The following is a 17,672-nucleotide window of genomic DNA, read 5'->3' on the forward strand; positions in this document are numbered from 1 at the left end:
CCTGAGCCCGCCGCAGGCGCGGCGAACAACTTTGGCAGAACAGGCAGTTTTGCGTTTCGGGGCTTAGTTGGTTTGGGCCGCAGCGAGCTCAGTATGTGGCTTGTCGGATTGAGTGCCTCGAGCCTTGAGGCAGATGGCGTAGAGAATCCAGCTGAGTAGTGCCAGCCACACGAAGTCATCGACCAAGAACTTCTGGTACAGCGGCATCGCGTGGACATCGATGCTGTCACCAAACCACCACTTCGGCGGAACGGTCAGCAGCATGCCCACCCAAGCGGCGAGTACAGCCAGCAGGCTGCCGGCGACCCAGGTGGAATTGCGCCAGGACCAGGCGCGGTAGACCAGAACCGGCACGATGAGCGACAGCCACACCCAGTGGTGCGACCACGAAACAGGCGAGATGAGCAGCATGATGGTGGCGGTGGTGAGGTGGGCATCGACAAGCAGGCTTCGCCGCATTTGCGCCAGGATGAGGGCTGAGCCAAGGCCGATGATCGCGAGCGCCGCGAGAAGCCACAGCGCATTGATGAGCATGCCGTGGTTGTCCATCGCCTCCTGGGATGTGAAGAGACGCTGGATGACGCCCTTGAGCGAGGAGTTGGACTGATAGTTCGTAGCTACGCCGAAATCCGCGCCCGAGCCCATATCGAGAAGCTTCGAGGTGAAGAACTCGACGAAGGCTTCCCAGCGGTAGGCCGCGGCCAGCAAGGTGGCCACAACGGCGGAGGCGAAGGCCGTGAGGATCGGCTTCCATTCGCGGCGCAGCAGGAAGTAGAGCAGCATGGCCAAGGGGGTGATCTTGATGGCCGCCGCGAGTCCTATCAGCCAGCCTTGCGGAAGCTTGCGCTTGCGCGGGACCAGATCGAAGATGACCAGCGCCATGATGACGATGTTGATCTGTGCAAAACCGTTGTTGAGGCGGATGGGTTCAAAGAACATGGCCGCGGCCCACGCGATCGCCACGGTGGGCCACAGGTGCGGCACCTTGAGCGCGCGGAAGATCGCGTAGAGGCAGGCAAAGACGAGGGCGTCCGAGAGGACGATCATGATATCGCCCGCGAGGGCGTCACTCATCCAATCAAAGGCAGTCAGCGGCACCATGACCAGCGCCCCGAAGGGCGGGTAGATAAAGGGGAGCGCCAAATCCCCGGCGTACATGGGCTCCGAGTAGACCGAGCGGCCCTCCATGAAGGCGCGCACGCCCTCTCGGTAAATGATCATGTCCACCGGGAAGTCCGTGTGGAGGACGTGGCGGATGACGCCCACCAGGCCAATGATGAGCCCGGCGGCGGTCAGGAGTGTGCGCCTTGCGGCGTTAGTGGCGAAATTCATCGCCCCATACTCTAATTGACGTAGCCATCCACCACGCGCACCGCACCACGGTCAGCGGACGTGGCCATGTTGGCGTAGGCGCGCAGAGCCTTGGTGACCGGGCGGTTGCGGTCCTTCGGCGTCCAGGGCTTCTCGCGCTGCTCCTCGGTGGCGCGTCGGCGTTCCAAGACCTCTTCGTCCACGTCGAGGGAGAGCTGGCGCTCGCGAATGTTGATCGTGATGGGGTCACCGTTTTCGACCAGTCCAATGAGGCCGCCGTGGGCTGCCTCAGGGGAGATATGACCGATGGAGAGGCCGGAGGTGCCGCCAGAGAAGCGGCCATCCGTAATCAAGGCGCAGGCCTTGCCCAAACCGGAACCCTTGAGGAAGGAGGTTGGGTGCAGCATCTCCTGCATGCCGGGACCGCCGGCTGGTCCCTCGTAGCGAATGACGATGACATCGCCGGGCTGGACTTCCTTCTTGAGAATGATGGAAACAGCCTCTTCCTGGGACTCCACCACGCGGGCGGGACCAGTAAAGGTCCAGAGTTCTTCCTCCACGCCAGCAGCCTTGACGATGGCCCCGTTGGGAGCGAGGTTGCCGCGCAGGACGACCAGGCCACCGTCGGAGGAGAAGGCATGCTCGGCGTCGTGGATGCAGCCATTGGCAGCGTCGGTGTCGAGCTCATCCCATCGGTTGGATTGGCTGAATGGCTCGGTGGTGCGTACACCGCCGGGTGCGGCGTGGAAAAGTTCGAGAGCGGCCTCCGTGGCCTTGCCGCCGCGGATATCCCAATCATCAAGCCATTCCTCGGCGTTGTCGTAGAGCGCGGTGTGGACCTTGAGGTTCAAGTGGCCCGCGCGGCGCAACTCGCCCAAGATAGCGGGGACGCCCCCGGCGCGGTGCACGTCCTCGATGTGGTAAGTGCCGTTGGGGGCCACCTTGGACAGGCAAGGTACGCGGTAGGAGATCTCATTGATGTCCTCGAGGGTGAAGTCCACCTCGCCCTCCTGCGCGGCGGCCAGCGTGTGGAGGATGGTGTTGGTGGAACCACCCATAGCCATGTCCAGAGCCATGGCATTGCTGAAGGCTTCCTTGGTGGCAATCGAGCGCGGGAGAACGGCGTCGTCTTCTTCGCCGTAGTAGCGTCGGCACAAGTCCACGATGGCGCGGCCGGCTTGTTCAAAGAGATCACGGCGGGCGCTGTGGGTAGCCAGCGTGGTGCCATTGCCCGGAAGGGCCAAGCCGAGTGCCTCGGTGAGGCAGTTCATGGAGTTGGCGGTGAACATGCCGGAGCAGGAACCACAGGTGGGGCAGGCGGATTCCTCCACGCGGGTCAAGCCCTCATCGGAGACGGCATCGCTGGCAGACGCTGTAATGGCCGTAATCAGATCCGTCGGTGCGTGTGCCACGCCGTCAACGACAACGGCCTTGCCGGCTTCCATCGGGCCACCGGAGACGAAGATGGTGGGAATGTTGAGGCGCAGCGCGGCATTCAACATGCCCGGAGTGATCTTGTCGCAGTTCGAGATGCACACCAGGGCGTCGGCAGTGTGGGCATTGACCATGTACTCGATGGAATCGGAGATGATCTCCCGCGACGGCAGAGAGTAGAGCATGCCGCTGTGGCCCATGGCGATGCCATCGTCAACAGCAATGGTGTTGAACTCCTTCGGCACGCCGCCGGCCTCGCGCACGGCGTCGGCCACGATGTCGCCGACGTTCTTGAGGTGGACGTGGCCGGGGACGAACTGGGTAAAGGAATTGGCAATGGCGACAATTGGTTTGCCAAAGTCGCTCTCCTTGGAGCCGGTAGCGCGCCACAGTGCGCGGGCACCAGATGCCTGGCGGCCAACGGTGGTGACTTTGGAGCGGAGAGGGTACATGGTTAATCCTTCAGTTCGGGGTGTTTCTTGAGGTACTCGGCGTATTCCTCCTTGGTAAGGAGGATTTGTTGGCCATCGCGGTGGACGATGACGACCTTGTCATCGGCGGCTTCGCGGCCAGCGGTCAGGGCGTCGGGGATGCGGCCGTTGGAAGCGGCGGCAAGGCGGGGGAGAGAGTTAAAAGTCACGCCCGGCAGGTTGAGGTTGTCGCCGCTGGTGGTGCGAGCGTAGGCCTTCGAGCGCTGGAATCCGATGCCTTTAAAGTCCTTCCACGCGATGTCCTTGGGGCCGCGGAAGCCATAAGTGATGTGGATGCCTTTCGCGTCCACGGTGGTGTGGGCCCGCAGGACCCACCAGATGGCCAACACCGGGAAGATGAGGATCCAGAAGAGGTATTTCGGGGCCCAGCCAATGCTGAGAAAAGCGATGGCGGCGAGGATGCCGATGCCGAGGAGGTGTTCGCGGGTGGGCTTGAACGTTTCGGCCGTGGGGTGTTCGGCGCGAGAAGATGCGTTCTGCGGGTGTGAGGACGTCATAGTGGGTCATCGTAATTGACAGCGTGGCGCGGTGGCGAACCGCCCCACCTGTGCAATCTCGCAAAATGAGAAAAAGATCCCAAAAATGGGGGTAAATGCCTGCGGTGGCGTTTCTATCAGTGTACAGTTTAGCCCATGATCATTATTCGACTTCACCTCGTAGTAGTACCCGGGCGGCGCGAGCCGTAGCGAGTCCACTAGTGACGTCGACCAGCAAGCGCCCCCGTTACCTTCACACCCAGGAAGGACAGCGGGGGCGTTATTAGTTGGATGATCTCTCCGATATCCATCCCCACTGAAGGAGCACAACAACCGTGACAGCTTCCACTCCGCCACAGCGGGCGCCCGAGCGCATCACGGGCGCACACGCCATTGTCCGTACCCTCGAAGATTTGGGCACCGAGCTTGTCTTCGGCATTCCGGGCGGCGCCGTGCTTCCGCTGTACGACGCCCTCTTTGAATCCACGAAGCTGCGCCACGTGCTCACCCGCCACGAGCAGGGGGCCGGCCACGCCGCCGAAGGTTATGCCCAGGCATCCGGAAAGGTAGGCGTCATGATTGCCACCTCCGGTCCGGGTGCTACCAACCTGGTGACCCCGCTGGCGGACGCCAACCTGGACTCCGTGCCGGTCGTGGCCATCACCGGTCAGGTGGGCAGCTCCTTGCTGGGCACCGACGCCTTCCAGGAGGCCGATATCCGCGGTGTGACCATGCCGATTACGAAGCACAACTTCATCGTCACCAAGGCAGAGGACATCCCGGGAGCTATTGCTGCCGCGTTCCACCTGGCGTCCACCGGACGGCCGGGCCCGGTCCTCGTGGATATCCCGAAGGATGTCCAGAACGCCCTGATGGAGTACTCCGGCCCAGTCATGCCGGACCTGCCGGGGTATAAGCCCACCACGACCCCGCACCCGCGCCAGATCACGCAGGCTGTTCGGCGCATTGCTCGCGCGGAACGCCCAGTGCTCTATGTTGGCGGCGGCGTCATTAAGGCGGAGGCTTCCCGCGAGCTGCGCGAGTTTGCTGAGCTGACCGGCATCCCGGTGGTGACCACCCTCATGGCGCTCGGCGCCTTCCCGGATAACCACCCGCAGCACATGGGCATGCCCGGCATGCACGGCACGGTGCCGGCGGTGGCGGCGCTGCAGCGCGCGGATCTTATCATCGCCGTGGGCGCGCGCTTCGATGACCGCGTGACCGGTGATACCGATACCTTTGCTCCGCACGCCGAGGTCATCCACGCCGACATCGACCCGGCCGAGATCGGCAAGATCCGTGAGGTAGCTGTTCCCATCGTGGGTGATGCCCGCGAGGTGCTTCTGCGCCTGACCAAGGCTTATGCCAATGACGCGGAGTTGGACGCCCCGAACCTCGGTGACTGGATGGAGTACCTGGGAGATTTGCAGCGCCGCTACCCGCGCGGTTTCGAGCCGACGTCGGACGGGCTGCTCAATCCGCAGGAGGTCATCCAGCAGCTCAGCTCCATCGTGGGGCCGGAGGCTATCTACTGCGCGGGCGTCGGCCAGCACCAGATGTGGTCGGCACAGTTCCTCGACTTCGAGCACCCGCGCAGCTGGATCAACTCCGGCGGTGCCGGCACGATGGGCTACGCCGTACCCGCAGCGCTGGGCGCTAAGGCCGCATGCCCGGAGCGTGAGGTTTGGGCGATTGACGGCGATGGCTGCTTCCAGATGACCAACCAAGAGCTCACCACCGCCGCGGTGGAGGGATTCCCCATCAAGGTGGCTGTCATTAATAACGGAAACCTGGGCATGGTGCGCCAGTGGCAGACGCTCTTCTATGAGAACAAGTACTCCCATACCAAGCTGCGTGAGCACGATGAGTACGTCCCGGACTTCGTCAAGCTCAGCGAGGCCCTGGGGTGCGAGTCCATTCGCGTCACCACGGCAGAAGAGATTGGCCCCGCGATTGAGCGCGCGCGCTCAATCAATGACCGCCCGGTGGTCATTGATTTCATCGTGGGCCAGGATGCCCAGGTGTGGCCGATGATTGGTGGCGGCGCCTCCAATGAGGAAATTCAGTACGCCCTGGGCCTGCGCCCGCTGTTTGATGAAAACGAGTCCGCGGCCGAGGATCCGGCCGACATTCACGAATCCCTCGAGGAGGCCTAAGAACAATGGCTAAAGACGACATCACCCGACACATCCTGTCCGTGCGGGTCCAGGACATTGAGGGCATCATCTCCCGCGTGACCGGTATGTTTACCCGCCGCGGCTACAACCTCATCTCGCTGGTCTCCGCGCGGACCGAAACCGAGGGGATCAACCGCCTGACCATCGTTGTGGACGCCTCCGAGGTTGTCATCGAGCAGGTGACGAAGCAGCTCAACAAGATTGTTCCGGTGCTCAAGGTGGTGGAGCTGGAGGAAGAAAACACCATTGCCCGCGCCATCATGCTGGTCAAGGTGGCCGCGGATAACTCGAACCGCCCCCAGGTGGTCGACGCGGTGAACATCTTCCGCGCCCGCATCGTGGACGTATCGCCGGAGTCCGTGGTGGTGGAGGCCACCGGTACGCCGGGCAAGCTGCAGGCGCTTCTCGACGTCCTCGAGCCCTTCGGTATCCGTGAGCTGGTGCAGTCCGGAAACGTCGCGCTGGGGCGTGGCCCGAAGGCGATGGCACCGAGCAAATAAATAATCTCACATTGTGGGCATCTTGTCCCAAAATGTGATACAAATTCAGTAGACCACGTCACTATTCACTGAGTAGTGACAACGAACCACAGAGAGAAGGAACAACAACATGGCTATTGAGACTCTGTACGATTCCGATGCAGACCTGACCATCATCCAGGGCCGCAAGGTTGCCATCATTGGCTACGGCTCCCAGGGCCACGCCCACGCAATGAACCTGCGTGACTCCGGCGTTGAGGTCGCCATCGGCCTGCGCGAAGGCTCCAAGTCCCGCGAGAAGGCAGAGGAGGCTGGCTTCAAGGTTCTCACCAACGCTGAGGCTGCCAAGTGGGCTGATGTCATCATGCTGCTGGCGCCGGATACCTCTCAGGCTGCTATCTTCACCGAGGACATTGAGCCCAACCTGGAGGACGGCAACGCACTGTTCTTCGGCCACGGCCTCAACATCCACTTCGGTCTGATCAAGCCGGCAGAGAACATCACCATCGGTATGGTTGCGCCGAAGGGGCCGGGCCACCTGGTCCGCCGCCAGTTCGTTGACGGAAAGGGCGTTCCTTGCCTGATTGCCACCGAGCAGGATCCGAAGGGCGAGGGACGCGAACTGACCCTGTCCTACGCCGCAGCCATCGGCGGTGCCCGCGCCGGCGTTATCCCGACCACCTTCAAGGATGAGACTGAGACCGACCTCTTTGGCGAGCAGGCCGTCCTGTGTGGTGGCGTGGAGTACCTGATCATGAACGGCTTCGAGGTCCTTACCGAGGCTGGCTACGAGCCGGAGATGGCCTACTTTGAGGTCTGCCACGAGCTGAAGCTCATTGTTGATCTCATCGTTGAAGGTGGCATCAAGAACATGAACTACTCCTGTTCCGACACCGCGGAGTTCGGCGGCTACCTTTCTGGACCGCGCGTCATCGACGCTTCCGTGAAGGATCGTATGAAGGATGTCCTGACCGATATTCAGGACGGCACCTTTGTCAAGCGCCTCGTTGCCAACGTTGAGGGTGGCAACAAGGAGCTCGAGGATCTGCGCGCCAAGGTGAACTCTCACCCGATCGAGCAGACTGGTTCCCAGCTGCGCGATCTCATGAGCTGGGTAAAGAATCCGCTGGACGCAACTGCCTAAACCGCGTTTTATCTGAAGATTCCCGCTGGCCACCGGCTGGCGGGATTTTTCGTTACTCGGGCCTTAGCGCCCGCAATGTGATGATCGCGCACAAACGGGCACGTTCCCACATTTGGCGGTAGGCTCGAGGCCATGGGTTTCTCTACGCCAAGCTATGACCTTAATGACCTTTTCGCTCGCATCGATCGCGGTGATATTCAGCTTCCAGATTTCCAGCGCTCCTATGCCTGGGATGAGGACCGCATTAGATCGCTGATCGTCACCGTCTTGCGCGGCTACCCGCTCGGCGCGTTCATGGCCTTGGATACCCGCAACGAAACCATGCGCTTTCGCCCCCGCCCATTGGCTGGTGCTCCGGATACCGGGGTGAACCCGGGCCTGCTCTTGCTTGATGGGCAGCAGCGCCTTACCACCTTGTATCACTGCTTCCGTGGCGAGGGCTTCGTCGATACCACTGATTTTCGTTCCAAGAAGGTCTCCCGCAAGTACTACGTGGACCTGCGCATAGCGACCTCGGAGGACATCATGCCGGACGAGGCCGTTTTCGCCGTCAACCAGCATGGCGAGCTGCGCTCTCACTTCGCGCCGGATATCGAAGGTTCCTTGATCACCCGCGAGGCCGCAATCGAGGAGTGCTGCATCCCGGTCTCAGCCTTGCTGAGCGAGGAAGGCACCAGCATGCTCTTCGAGCTCGCAGCCGCCAACGATGGTGCCACCCGTGATGTGGTTGCAGCCTTCAACAACCGCATTCTGCGCCCACTGTCTGGTTACACCGTGCCGATGATCCGCCTCTCCCGGGAGACAGCAAGCGCCGGCATCGGCTCGATCTTTGCGCAGGTAAACTCCGCTGGTCTGCAGATGGATGTCTTCGATCTGCTCACGGCTGTCTTTGCCTCCGAAGACCCGGACTTCCACCTGGCGGAGGATTGGGCGGCCGTCGAGAAGCAGCTGCGTTCTTTCCCGGCGCTCGACGGCATCGGCCGCAACGAGTTCCTCTCGGCCGTGTCTTTGCTGGTGTCGGGGGAGAAGGGCAACGCTGGTGGTCAGCGCGAGGACATCCTGCAACTGACGCTCGCTGAATACCGCAAGGCCGCGGAGACCCTCGTGATTACCTTCCGCGAGGTCGCCGAGTTCTTGGCTGAGCGCTGCATCCTGTCCCTGGAGCAGGTTCCCTATTCCGAGCAGATTATCCCGCTGGCGGTCATCCTGGCACGTCTGGCTGAGAAGAAGGGCGTGCTATCTACCCAAGACGCCTGGGACCGCCTCAACCAGTGGTTCTGGAGCGGTGTCTTCGGTGAGCTTTACGGCTCCTCGGCCGTCAAGCTGCGCGCTGCCCGTGATGTCGACGAGGTGACCAGCTGGGTTGCCGGCGATACCGAGAGCGTTCCGAAGACGGTGCGCGATGCTTCCTTCCGCGAGTCCCGCTTGCTGTCCGTGGGGGAGAACGACGGCGTATGGCACGGCCTCTACGCTCTGCTCATGGCCCGCGGCGCCAAGGATTGGCGGACGGGGCGCCCCTTCAACCGCCATAGCTTCGAGGAGCTGCAGCCGGGATTCTTCCCGGTCTTCCCGCTTCGCTGGTGCGAGCGCCACGGTATCAGCGGCGTACTGGCGAACTCCGTGCTCAACCGCACACCGATGGGCAAGCGCACCGAGGTGGTCCTGGACGGGCATTCGCCCGAGCGCTACCTGCCGCGCGTGCAGTCAAAGTCGATCATGGAGGATGCCGAGTTCGATAGTGTGTTGGCCTCCCACGACTTAGATCCGGAGCTGCTGACTGCGAAGACCGCGCACCAGTTCTTCGCCGATCGCCGCGAGCGCTTTGTCGGCATCGTCGAATATGCACTCAACAAGCAGGTGGTGCGCGACGTGGATGAGGCGAACCTCTCTGGCGGCGAGGAGGGCCCGCAGGCCTTTGCGCGTTAAGGTTCCTTCTCCACGTGCGCTACAGGTCGTGCCTGTAGCGCTGCTCCTAGTCGTGACGGGCCTAGGCGCTGCGGGCTGTTCCTCGCTGGGGCGGGGCGAGCCGATCCTCACGCAGGACATCACCGCCCTCCCCGAGGCGGACATCGACCTGGCCCGCGCGAGCGAGGAGAACCGCTTGCGGCTTATCGACCCCCAATTCGCCAACGAGGTCACCGTGGTGGGGGACCGCTGGGGCATAGACTCTGCGCGCTTGTTCTTCAAGGAGAGCAATACGCTGATCCTCGCCGAAGAGACGGATGCCGCGGCCCTGCGCGCGGCGACGTTGAGCGTGTCGCAGCGCGTGCCCATGGTGACGTACGATGCGTCGATTCGCCCGCAGATTTCACAGCTGCTCACTGATCTCGACGTAGACCAGCTCCTCGTTATCGGTAACGTTCCGTGGGCCAGCCAGAACGGGCAACTTGAAGTTATCCATGACCCAGGAAACACCAAGGCGCTGGGGGAGTACACCGCTTTTCGCTTCACGTCGAAGGTAGTCATGAAACGCGAGCGCATGGTTGACAACATTGCGCGCTTGGATTCCTCTACGAAGACGGAGCTCAAGGCCGCCTGGGAGCCCCTGCCGCAGCACATAACGAAGGAAAAGATGCCGGCTATTCCAGCCCAGGCGCGCCGCGACGCACAAATGGCGCCGGTGATTGTGGCGACCGCGGAAAGCCCCCTAGCCAACGTGGTCAACGCCACCGCCTACGGTGGCACGGTCTTCGTCATGACCGAGCCAGATCCGTCGGCGACGAAGGCCGGCGCGGCGATAACGGCAGGGCTGTCGGAGGGGCCTATCGTGGCCCTCGGACCGGAATTCGGTTCAGTGACAGAATTCACGCATAAAATCACTCAGGGCTGGAAAGAATAAACTACACTTCTCGGCATCTCCAATTCTGACTAGTAAAGGAAGTTATGTCGAAGCCGGTCGTACTTATCGCCGATAAGCTTGCCGAATCCACTGTTGATGCCCTCGGTGACACCGTTGAGGTTCGCTGGGTTGATGGCCCAAACCGCGAGGAGCTCCTCGCCGCAGTGCCTGAGGCCGATGCGCTCCTCGTCCGCTCCGCCACGACCGTGGACGCGGAGGTTTTGGCCGCCGCAGAGAACCTGAAGATCGTCGGCCGTGCCGGCGTTGGCTTGGACAACGTTGATATCCCCGCTGCTACCGAGCGTGGCGTCATGGTTGTCAACGCGCCGACCTCCAACATCCACTCCGCCTGCGAGCAGGCCATCGCACTGCTTCTCGCCACCGCGCGCCAAGTCCCGGCGGCGGATCAGTCGCTGCGCCAAGGCGAGTGGAAGCGCTCGTCCTTTAAAGGCGTCGAGATCTATGGCAAGACCATCGGCATCGTGGGCTTCGGCCACATCGGCCAGCTCTTTGCCCAGCGCCTGGCGGCCTTTGAGACCACCATCATCGCGCACGATCCTTATGCCAACCCGGCCCGTGCGGCGGCGCTGGGCGTGGAGCTGGTGAGCCTTGAGGAGCTCATGTCCCGCTCTGACTTTGTGACGATCCACCTGCCCAAGACCCCGGAGACCGCCGGCATGTTCGATGCCGAGCTTTTGGCGCAGGCCAAGAAGGGCCAGATCATCATTAACGCCGCCCGCGGCGGCCTCGTCGATGAAGCAGCCCTGGCTGCCTCCATCAAGTCCGGCCACCACCGCGGTGCAGGCTTCGATGTCTATGCTTCCGAGCCCTGCACGGACTCCCCGCTGTTTGAGCTTCCGCAAGTTACCGTGTCCCCGCACTTGGGTGCATCCACGGTCGAAGCGCAGGACCGCGCCGGTACCGACGTCGCCGCCTCCGTGCTGAAGGCGCTGGCCGGCGAGTTCGTCGCGGATGCCGTCAACGTTGAAGGCGGACGGGTCGGCGAGGAGGTCGCCGGCTGGTTGGACCTGACCCGCAAGCTGGGCCTGGTAGCCGGCAACCTGCTGGATGCAGCGCCGGTTGCCGTGGAAGTCGAGGCCTGCGGTGAGCTGGCCAACGAGGATGTCTCGGCTCTTGGTCTGTCTGCTGTTCGCGGACTGTTTTCCGGCGTGGTCTCGGAGGCTGTCACCTTCGTTAACGCAATGAAGATCGCCGAAAGCCGCGGAGTGACCGTGGACGTGAAGACCAACGTGGAGTCGAAGGGCCACCGTTCTTCGGTGCGCGTCAGGGTGATTGGCCCCAACGGCAAGGTATCGCAGCTGACCGGTGCCTTGACCGGCATTGACGGGGTGGAGAAGATTATCCGCATCAACGGCCGCGGCGTCGATATGCGCGCTACCGGCCGCAACCTCTTCTTCTCCTACAAGGATGCCCCGGGCGCGCTGGGTACCGTGGGTACCAAGCTGGGCTCTGCCGGCATCAACATTGTCGCCGCCGCCTTGACCCAGGGCAAGGACGCCTCCGACGCTGTGCTCATTCTGCGCGTCGAGCGCGAGGTACCAGAGGAGCTCGTCGAGGAGATCAACTCGGCGCTGGGGGCTACCTGTCACCAGCTCGATTTGGATGCCTAATCTACACCGCACCTGAGTGGAGTCCACCGCCCCCTGCAGAGCCAGTCATGGTTCTTCAGGGGGTTTCGGCTTCATGGAGGGCTCGAGGGTGGTACTCTCTCAAGTATCCAATATGTGAGAAAGGAATCCCACAAAATGAAACTTGCAGTGATTGGCGGCGACGGCATTGGCCCCGAGGTAACCGCGGAAGCGCTCAAGGTTCTGCGCGCGGTGCGCGAGGACATCGAGGTGACCGACTACGACCTGGGTGCTCGACGCTACCTGCGCAACGGAGAGCTGCTTACCGACGCCGACCTGGCCTCCCTGCGCGAGCACGACGCCATCCTGCTCGGTGCGATTGGCGCCCCCGGTGAGGTTCCGCCCGGCGTCTTGGAGCGCGGCCTGCTGCTGAAGATGCGTTTTGCGCTCGACCACCACGTTAACCTGCGCCCCTCCAAGTTGTACCCGACGTCTACCTCGCCGTTGGCGAACCCGGGCGATATCGACTTCGTCGTCGTGCGCGAGGGCACCGAAGGGCTGTACTGCGGTAACGGAGGAACTCTGCGCGAGGGCACCGAGCACGAGGTGGCCTCGGAGGTTTCCCAAAACACCCGCTACGGCGTTGAGCGCGTGGTGCGCGATGCCTTCCAACGCGCGATGTCCCGCCGCAAGCACGTCACGCTGGTGCACAAGACCAACGTTTTGGTCAATGCCGGTGGGCTGTGGCAGCGCACCGTGAACGAGGTGGCACAGGAGTTCCCGGAGGTCACCGTGGACTACAACCACATCGATGCCGCAACCATCTACATGGTCACCGATCCCGCGCGCTACGACGTCATTGTGACCGATAACCTCTTTGGCGACATCCTGACTGACCTGGCCGGTGCTGTTACCGGTGGCATCGGCTTGGCCGCCTCCGGAAACATTGACGCCTCCGGTGCGAATCCCTCCATGTTCGAGCCTGTCCACGGTTCTGCCCCGGACATCGCGGGCAAGGGGATTGCGGACCCGACCGCGGCGATCCTCTCGGCCGCGATGCTACTGCGCCACCTCGGTGACGAGGACAACGCTGTGCGCATCGAAGAGGCCGTTGCTGCCGACGTCTCCTCCCGCGGGGATGCGCAGCCAAAGACCACCGAAATTGGTGACCGAATCGCCTCCGCGCTGCGCGCCTAGCACTGTATGGTTGGCGCATGAGCGTCGAAATAGACGAGGTCACTAGTTTCCTCGCCCAGCACGAGCCTTTCTCCCGCCTGCCGGAGGAAGAGCTCACCGCGTTGTCTGCACAGCTGAGCATGATCTACCTGCGCCGCGGGGATGTCCCCGTCCGGCTCGGGGAGGAGAATGCTTTTCTCCACATCATCCGCACCGGGGCAATAGATGTTCTGGGAGAGGATGGCGTCCTCCTCGATCGGCGCGAACCCGGGCTGACCTTCGGCTATTCCACGCTGCAGGGTGAGCCGGTTTCCGTCTATGAGATGGTCGCGGTCGAAGACAGTCTGGTCTTCACCCTGCCGCAGCACGCTTTTAGCGAGTGCGCCCAACGCAACCCAGACATCGCACGGTTCTTTTCGGCCAAGTCGCGCCAGATCCGAGCAGCAGCCCGCGAGCTGTCCGATTCCGCACCGACGGATGTTCTCCGCACGCCGCTGCAGGACCTTATCCGCACCGACGTGCTCACCGCTCCGCCCACCACCACGATCGCGGAAGCCGCTGGGATGATGACTGACCGGAGTGTGTCATCGCTCCTCGTCGTGGAGCCCGGGAACCAGAACGGCACCCGCCTTAAGGGCATCGTGACGGACCGCGATCTGCGTTCGCGCGTGCTCGCCGTTCACCGCGATCCTGGCCAGGCGGTGGGGGAGATCATGACGCCCAACCCGCTGACGGTATCTGCCGATGCCCCCGCCATGGAGGCGCTGCTGCACATGGCCGAGCGAGGCATCCACCACCTGCCGGTGGTCACCGAGGGCGCATTGCAGGGCATTGTCACGCAGTCGGACGTTACGCGCCTGCTCCATAACGATCCGCTCTACCTCACCGCGGATCTCTCACGGCGCAGCAGTGCCGCTGAGCTTCGTGGCGCTTTTCAGGAAGCCACGCGCCTGGCCGGGCGTTACGTGGAGCGTGGCTCCACCCCGGCGGAAGCCTCCAGCCTGGTCACGCTCGCCGCCGACGCGGTGGCCCGCCGACTATGCACGCTGGCCGAGGAGGAACTCGGACCCCCGCCGGTCGAGTATGCCTTCGTGGCCGTCGGTTCGCAGGGCCGCCGGGAAATGGCGCTCGCCTCGGATCAGGACAATGCTCTGGTTCTCGCTGATGACTACGATGCCGCGGTACACGGCGACTACTTCGCGCGGATGAGCTCCTTCGTCTGCCAGGGGCTTGCCGACGCCGGCCAAGTTCTCTGCCCCGGCAACATGATGGCGATGAACGAAGAATGGCGGATGACCCGGACCCACTGGATCGACACCTTCCGTAGGTGGATCCGGGAGCCCCAACCGGAGGCTCTGCTCAACGCACAGATCTTCTTCGATTTCCGTGTCCTCTATGGCAGCGAGGAGCTGGGCCGGGAAGTTCACACTGCTGCCGTAGAAATGGGTACGGGCGCAACTCGCTTGCACGCGCACCTGGCCAGCTTGGCAGCGCGCCGCGAGCCGCCGCTGACCTTCTTCAGAGGGCTGGTGGTGGAACGCGATGGCGACTACGCCAACACCCTCGACATTAAGAAGGGCGGGACCGCCGGAATCGTACAGATGGCCCGGCTCTTCGCCTTGGCTTCCGGCTCGACGGTGGTGGATACCCGCCAGCGTCTCAGAGAAGCTGCCGGTAATGCGGTGAGCCAACAGGGGGCGCAGGAGCTTCTCGACGCCTTCGATTACCTGCGCTCCCTTTCCTTCCAACACCAAGCCCACCAGCTACGCGAGGGCCAGCAGCCCAATTACAACATCGACCCCAAGAGCCTGGGGCGCATGGAACGCGAGCACCTGCGCGATGCCTTCCGGGCGATCAAGTCGATGCAGAATGCCCTCGCGACCAAATACCCGGTGAGGAATATCTAGATGTGGAATCGCTGGAGCCGCCGGGCGGACTGGGGCGCGCCCCCGCGCACTACACCCCTTGATGACGTGGGCTTGCTGGCCGTGGACATGGAGACGACCAGCCTTAACCCCCGCACGGGGAAGATCGTCTCTATTGGCTGGGTTCCGGTTAATGGCAGAACCATCGACTTATCCGGGGCTGGCTATATCGTGGTGCGCGGCGCGCAGGTGGCCGACGACGCGCATGTCCACCTGCTGACCCAAAACGTCATCGATGCCGGCGAGGAGCTGGAGAGCGCCATGGAGCAGTTGCGCCAGGCGGTGCAGGGACGCGCGTTGCTCGCACACTTCGCAGCACTTGAAGTGGGATTCATTGAGGCGGCATCCCGCGCGGTGTTCGGAGAGCGCCCGCGGCTGAGCGTGGTGGATACCTTTGCGTTGGAGCGGCGCCACATGGAGCGCATGGGCACCTACCCGCGCGGCGAGGACCTACGCCTTCCCCGAGTCCGTGAGCGCTATGGTCTGCCGCGCTATGGCAGCCACAATGCGCTCAGCGACGCCCTGGCTTGCGCAGAGCTATACCTAGCGCAGCGGGGGAGCACGCGAGCGGTGACCCTGGGGGACGTCGTCCAGCGCTGAGATAGACAACGCTTCCTTTGCAACCTTTACTGCAGACCCCTGATCGTGTGTTAAAAATCCTTGCGAGTAGTATGGCCGTTATGCGTTTAGGACGAATTGCTCACACCGAAGGTATCTGTTTTGCCATCATCGATGGTCCCGCCGACGCCCCGCTGGATCAGCTGGTGGCCAAGGAAATTTCCGGCACACCGTTTACGCCGCCGGAGCCCACTGGCCGCGAGTGGCCGCTGAGTGAGGTGCGCTTGTTGGCGCCGACCCTGCCGACCAAGGTCGTAGCGCTCGGCCGCAACTACGCCGACCACGTGGCGGAGGTCTTCAAGGAGTCTGCCGAGCACCTGCCGCCGACGATCTTCATCAAGCCTTCCACCGCGGTCATTGGCCCGGGTGCGCCCATCAAGATTCCGGAGTTCGCCACCAACGTGGAGTTCGAGGGTGAGCTCGCCGTCGTGATCTCCAAGGTCTCGAAGAATATCGACCCAGAGAAGTGGCGCGACCACGTCGTCGGCTACACCATTTGTAACGATGTTTCTTCGCGTGACCTGCAGTTCCAGGATGGCCAGTGGGCGCGCGCGAAGGGCATCGACACCTTCTGCCCGCTGGGCCCGTGGATTGAGACGGACCTGGACTGCATCAATCTCGATGACCAGAAGATTAACGCCTACCTCACGCACGATGGCAAGCGTGAGCAGAAGCAGGATTCCAATACGGATCAGATGATTGTGAAGATGGGCCACATCATCGCTGAGATCTCGCAGTCCTACACGCTTCTGCCGGGCGATGTCATCACTACGGGTTCCCCGGCTGGCACGGCACCGATGGTGCCGGGCGATACCATCGAAATTGAGATCCCCGGCGTGGGCAGCCTGGCCAACCCGATTGAGCGCGCTTAGATGCTGCTCTAAAGGTTGAGCGCGCGCAAGATGGTGCGCAGCTTAGCCGTGGTTTCCTGAAGTTCGGCCGTCGGGTCGGAGTCCACGACGATTCCTCCGCCTGCCCACGCGCGGGCGGAGAGGCCATCGCCGGCCACCTCGGCGCACCGGATGGCTACCATGTATTCGCCGTCGCCGGAATCATCGCACCAGCCCACCGCGCCGGCGTAGAAGCCGCGATCGGTTTCAGCGGTTTCGATCAGCGCTTGTGCGGCCTCCGTGGGGGTGCCACAAATAGCAGGGGTGGGGTAGACCAACTCGGCCAACTCGAGCGCAGTGATGTCAGAATCCTTGAGGGTTCCCGCAATCGGGGTGCCCAGATGCCACATCTCATTGGTGGAGGTGAGCTGCGGGGACGTGGGAGCATCGAGGGTCTCGCACAAAGGCTGCAGAATACGGCGGATGTGATCTACCACGAAAGCGTGCTCGCGCAAATCCTTCTCGGAATTGTGCAGGTCCTGACCTGCCATGATGTCGCGTGCTTTATCCGACTGCCGGGGCGCGGATCCGGCCAAGGGGAAGGCCGTGACTGTTGAACCCTGCTTCTTGATGAGCACCTCCGGGGAAGAGCCCACGAGCATCGCTCCGGGTCGCCCCGCCGGGGTGAGGTCGGCGATGAAACCATCGCGATGGGAGGATAGGTCGATCAGCCGTGCGGCGACGAGGAGCGGATCGACAGGGGCGTGGAACTCAATGTCAACGGCGCGGGCGAGGACTACCTTGTCCAACTTCGACGCCTCGATCGTGGCGATGGCTGCTTCAATGCGGCGAAGGTGTTCCTCCGGTTCCGGATCGAAACCGGTAACCCGCGCGTTGAGCGTGCCGCTGCGGTAATAGGCATGTGGCTCGAGCGGGCCGTCCTCGCGGATAATGCTGCGCGGGACTGTCAAGGCGGCCGGATCTCCCTTGTGGAAGGGAAGCGCTCCGACGATCATCGGGACCGTGCCGGCACGCAGCTCGGCTACGGCGGCATCGACATCGCTGAAGGTCGCAGCCGAACCTTGGGTACGCACAGACCCCGTCGCGCGGGACAGGAGGAAGTCGGGGGCGGTGGAGGGTCTGTTTTCACACATAAGGAATAACTCTAGTTCCTTCTTTCCTT

General features: G+C 62.8%; 14 protein-coding genes. 10 read left to right on the plus strand and 4 right to left on the minus strand.

What is annotated here, in order from left to right; genetic code table 11:
• Positions 1-63: 63 nt before the first annotated feature.
• The 3 genes from HMPREF3056_RS10365 to HMPREF3056_RS10375 are packed head-to-tail and all read right to left on the minus strand — an operon-like array spanning position 64 to position 3,733.
• Positions 64-1,332 carry a glycosyltransferase 87 family protein gene (locus HMPREF3056_RS10365; RefSeq protein ID WP_049154359.1) on the minus strand — a complete coding sequence of 423 codons (1,269 nt, stop codon included), beginning with the start codon at positions 1,330-1,332 and terminating at the stop codon, positions 64-66.
• 11 nt (positions 1,333-1,343) lie between these two features.
• Positions 1,344-3,197 (minus strand): dihydroxy-acid dehydratase, encoded by a 1,854-nt coding sequence (ilvD, locus tag HMPREF3056_RS10370; protein WP_070754708.1) that lies wholly within the window; start codon positions 3,195-3,197, stop codon positions 1,344-1,346.
• Between the two features lie 2 nt (positions 3,198-3,199).
• Positions 3,200-3,733, minus strand: coding sequence for a PH domain-containing protein (locus HMPREF3056_RS10375; protein ID WP_046648103.1), 534 nt, complete (start codon positions 3,731-3,733; stop codon positions 3,200-3,202).
• 314 nt (positions 3,734-4,047) lie between these two features.
• On the opposite strand from HMPREF3056_RS10375, the gene HMPREF3056_RS10380 reads away from it, so the two are divergent.
• From HMPREF3056_RS10380 to HMPREF3056_RS10425, 10 genes are all read left to right on the plus strand, one after another.
• Positions 4,048-5,868, plus strand: coding sequence for an acetolactate synthase large subunit (locus HMPREF3056_RS10380; protein ID WP_070754709.1), 1,821 nt, complete (start codon positions 4,048-4,050; stop codon positions 5,866-5,868).
• Positions 5,869-5,873: 5 nt separating this feature from the next.
• The gene (gene ilvN, locus HMPREF3056_RS10385) at positions 5,874-6,389 is read left to right on the plus strand and encodes an acetolactate synthase small subunit (protein WP_010186907.1); all 516 of its coding nucleotides are present in this window, start codon (positions 5,874-5,876) and stop codon (positions 6,387-6,389) included.
• A 109-nt stretch (positions 6,390-6,498) separates the two neighbouring features.
• Positions 6,499-7,512 (plus strand): ketol-acid reductoisomerase, encoded by a 1,014-nt coding sequence (gene ilvC / locus HMPREF3056_RS10390; RefSeq protein ID WP_070754710.1) that lies wholly within the window; start codon positions 6,499-6,501, stop codon positions 7,510-7,512.
• Between the two features lie 132 nt (positions 7,513-7,644).
• Positions 7,645-9,438, plus strand: a complete 1,794-nt coding sequence (locus HMPREF3056_RS10395) for a GmrSD restriction endonuclease domain-containing protein (RefSeq protein ID WP_070754711.1) — start codon at positions 7,645-7,647, stop codon at positions 9,436-9,438.
• Between the two features lie 28 nt (positions 9,439-9,466).
• On the plus strand, positions 9,467-10,351 hold the full coding sequence (locus tag HMPREF3056_RS10400; protein WP_070754712.1) for a hypothetical protein: 885 nt from the start codon (positions 9,467-9,469) through the stop codon (positions 10,349-10,351).
• Between the two features lie 44 nt (positions 10,352-10,395).
• Entirely contained in the window at positions 10,396-11,982 is a 1,587-nt protein-coding gene (serA, locus tag HMPREF3056_RS10405) for a phosphoglycerate dehydrogenase (protein ID WP_049156496.1), read from the plus strand.
• A 135-nt stretch (positions 11,983-12,117) separates the two neighbouring features.
• Positions 12,118-13,137, plus strand: a complete 1,020-nt coding sequence (locus tag HMPREF3056_RS10410; RefSeq protein WP_046648108.1) for a 3-isopropylmalate dehydrogenase — start codon at positions 12,118-12,120, stop codon at positions 13,135-13,137.
• Positions 13,138-13,154: 17 nt separating this feature from the next.
• A complete protein-coding gene (locus HMPREF3056_RS10415; RefSeq protein WP_049156498.1) occupies positions 13,155-15,023 on the plus strand; it encodes a DUF294 nucleotidyltransferase-like domain-containing protein in 1,869 nt (622 codons plus the stop codon).
• Positions 15,024-15,641, plus strand: a complete 618-nt coding sequence (locus HMPREF3056_RS10420; protein ID WP_049156500.1) for an exonuclease domain-containing protein — start codon at positions 15,024-15,026, stop codon at positions 15,639-15,641.
• 80 nt (positions 15,642-15,721) lie between these two features.
• On the plus strand, positions 15,722-16,531 hold the full coding sequence (locus HMPREF3056_RS10425) for a fumarylacetoacetate hydrolase family protein (RefSeq protein ID WP_010186887.1): 810 nt from the start codon (positions 15,722-15,724) through the stop codon (positions 16,529-16,531).
• An 8-nt stretch (positions 16,532-16,539) separates the two neighbouring features.
• Here HMPREF3056_RS10425 and HMPREF3056_RS10430 read toward each other — a convergent pair whose 3' ends face one another.
• Positions 16,540-17,643, minus strand: coding sequence for an isochorismate synthase (locus HMPREF3056_RS10430; RefSeq protein ID WP_049156504.1), 1,104 nt, complete (start codon positions 17,641-17,643; stop codon positions 16,540-16,542).
• Between the last annotated feature and the right edge of the window lie 29 nt (positions 17,644-17,672).

It is taken from the genome of Corynebacterium sp. HMSC056F09 (assembly GCF_001815785.1).
Classification (GTDB): domain Bacteria; phylum Actinomycetota; class Actinomycetes; order Mycobacteriales; family Mycobacteriaceae; genus Corynebacterium; species Corynebacterium hiratae.

Excerpts from the sequence above, each read along its gene's own strand:
- HMPREF3056_RS10375 (WP_046648103.1), bottom strand. The coding sequence starts at position 3,733 with ATGACGTCCTCACACCCGCAGAACGCATCTTCTCGCGCCGAACACCCC.
- HMPREF3056_RS10395 (WP_070754711.1), top strand. The coding sequence starts at position 7,645 with ATGGGTTTCTCTACGCCAAGCTATGACCTTAATGACCTTTTCGCTCGC.
- serA (WP_049156496.1), top strand. The coding sequence starts at position 10,396 with ATGTCGAAGCCGGTCGTACTTATCGCCGATAAGCTTGCCGAATCCACT.
- HMPREF3056_RS10430 (WP_049156504.1), bottom strand. The coding sequence starts at position 17,643 with ATGTGTGAAAACAGACCCTCCACCGCCCCCGACTTCCTCCTGTCCCGC.
- HMPREF3056_RS10410 (WP_046648108.1), top strand. The coding sequence starts at position 12,118 with ATGAAACTTGCAGTGATTGGCGGCGACGGCATTGGCCCCGAGGTAACC.
- ilvN (WP_010186907.1), top strand. The coding sequence starts at position 5,874 with ATGGCTAAAGACGACATCACCCGACACATCCTGTCCGTGCGGGTCCAG.
- HMPREF3056_RS10415 (WP_049156498.1), top strand. The coding sequence starts at position 13,155 with ATGAGCGTCGAAATAGACGAGGTCACTAGTTTCCTCGCCCAGCACGAG.
- ilvC (WP_070754710.1), top strand. The coding sequence starts at position 6,499 with ATGGCTATTGAGACTCTGTACGATTCCGATGCAGACCTGACCATCATC.
- HMPREF3056_RS10420 (WP_049156500.1), top strand. The coding sequence starts at position 15,024 with ATGTGGAATCGCTGGAGCCGCCGGGCGGACTGGGGCGCGCCCCCGCGC.
- HMPREF3056_RS10425 (WP_010186887.1), top strand. The coding sequence starts at position 15,722 with ATGCGTTTAGGACGAATTGCTCACACCGAAGGTATCTGTTTTGCCATC.
- ilvD (WP_070754708.1), bottom strand. The coding sequence starts at position 3,197 with ATGTACCCTCTCCGCTCCAAAGTCACCACCGTTGGCCGCCAGGCATCT.
- HMPREF3056_RS10365 (WP_049154359.1), bottom strand. The coding sequence starts at position 1,332 with ATGAATTTCGCCACTAACGCCGCAAGGCGCACACTCCTGACCGCCGCC.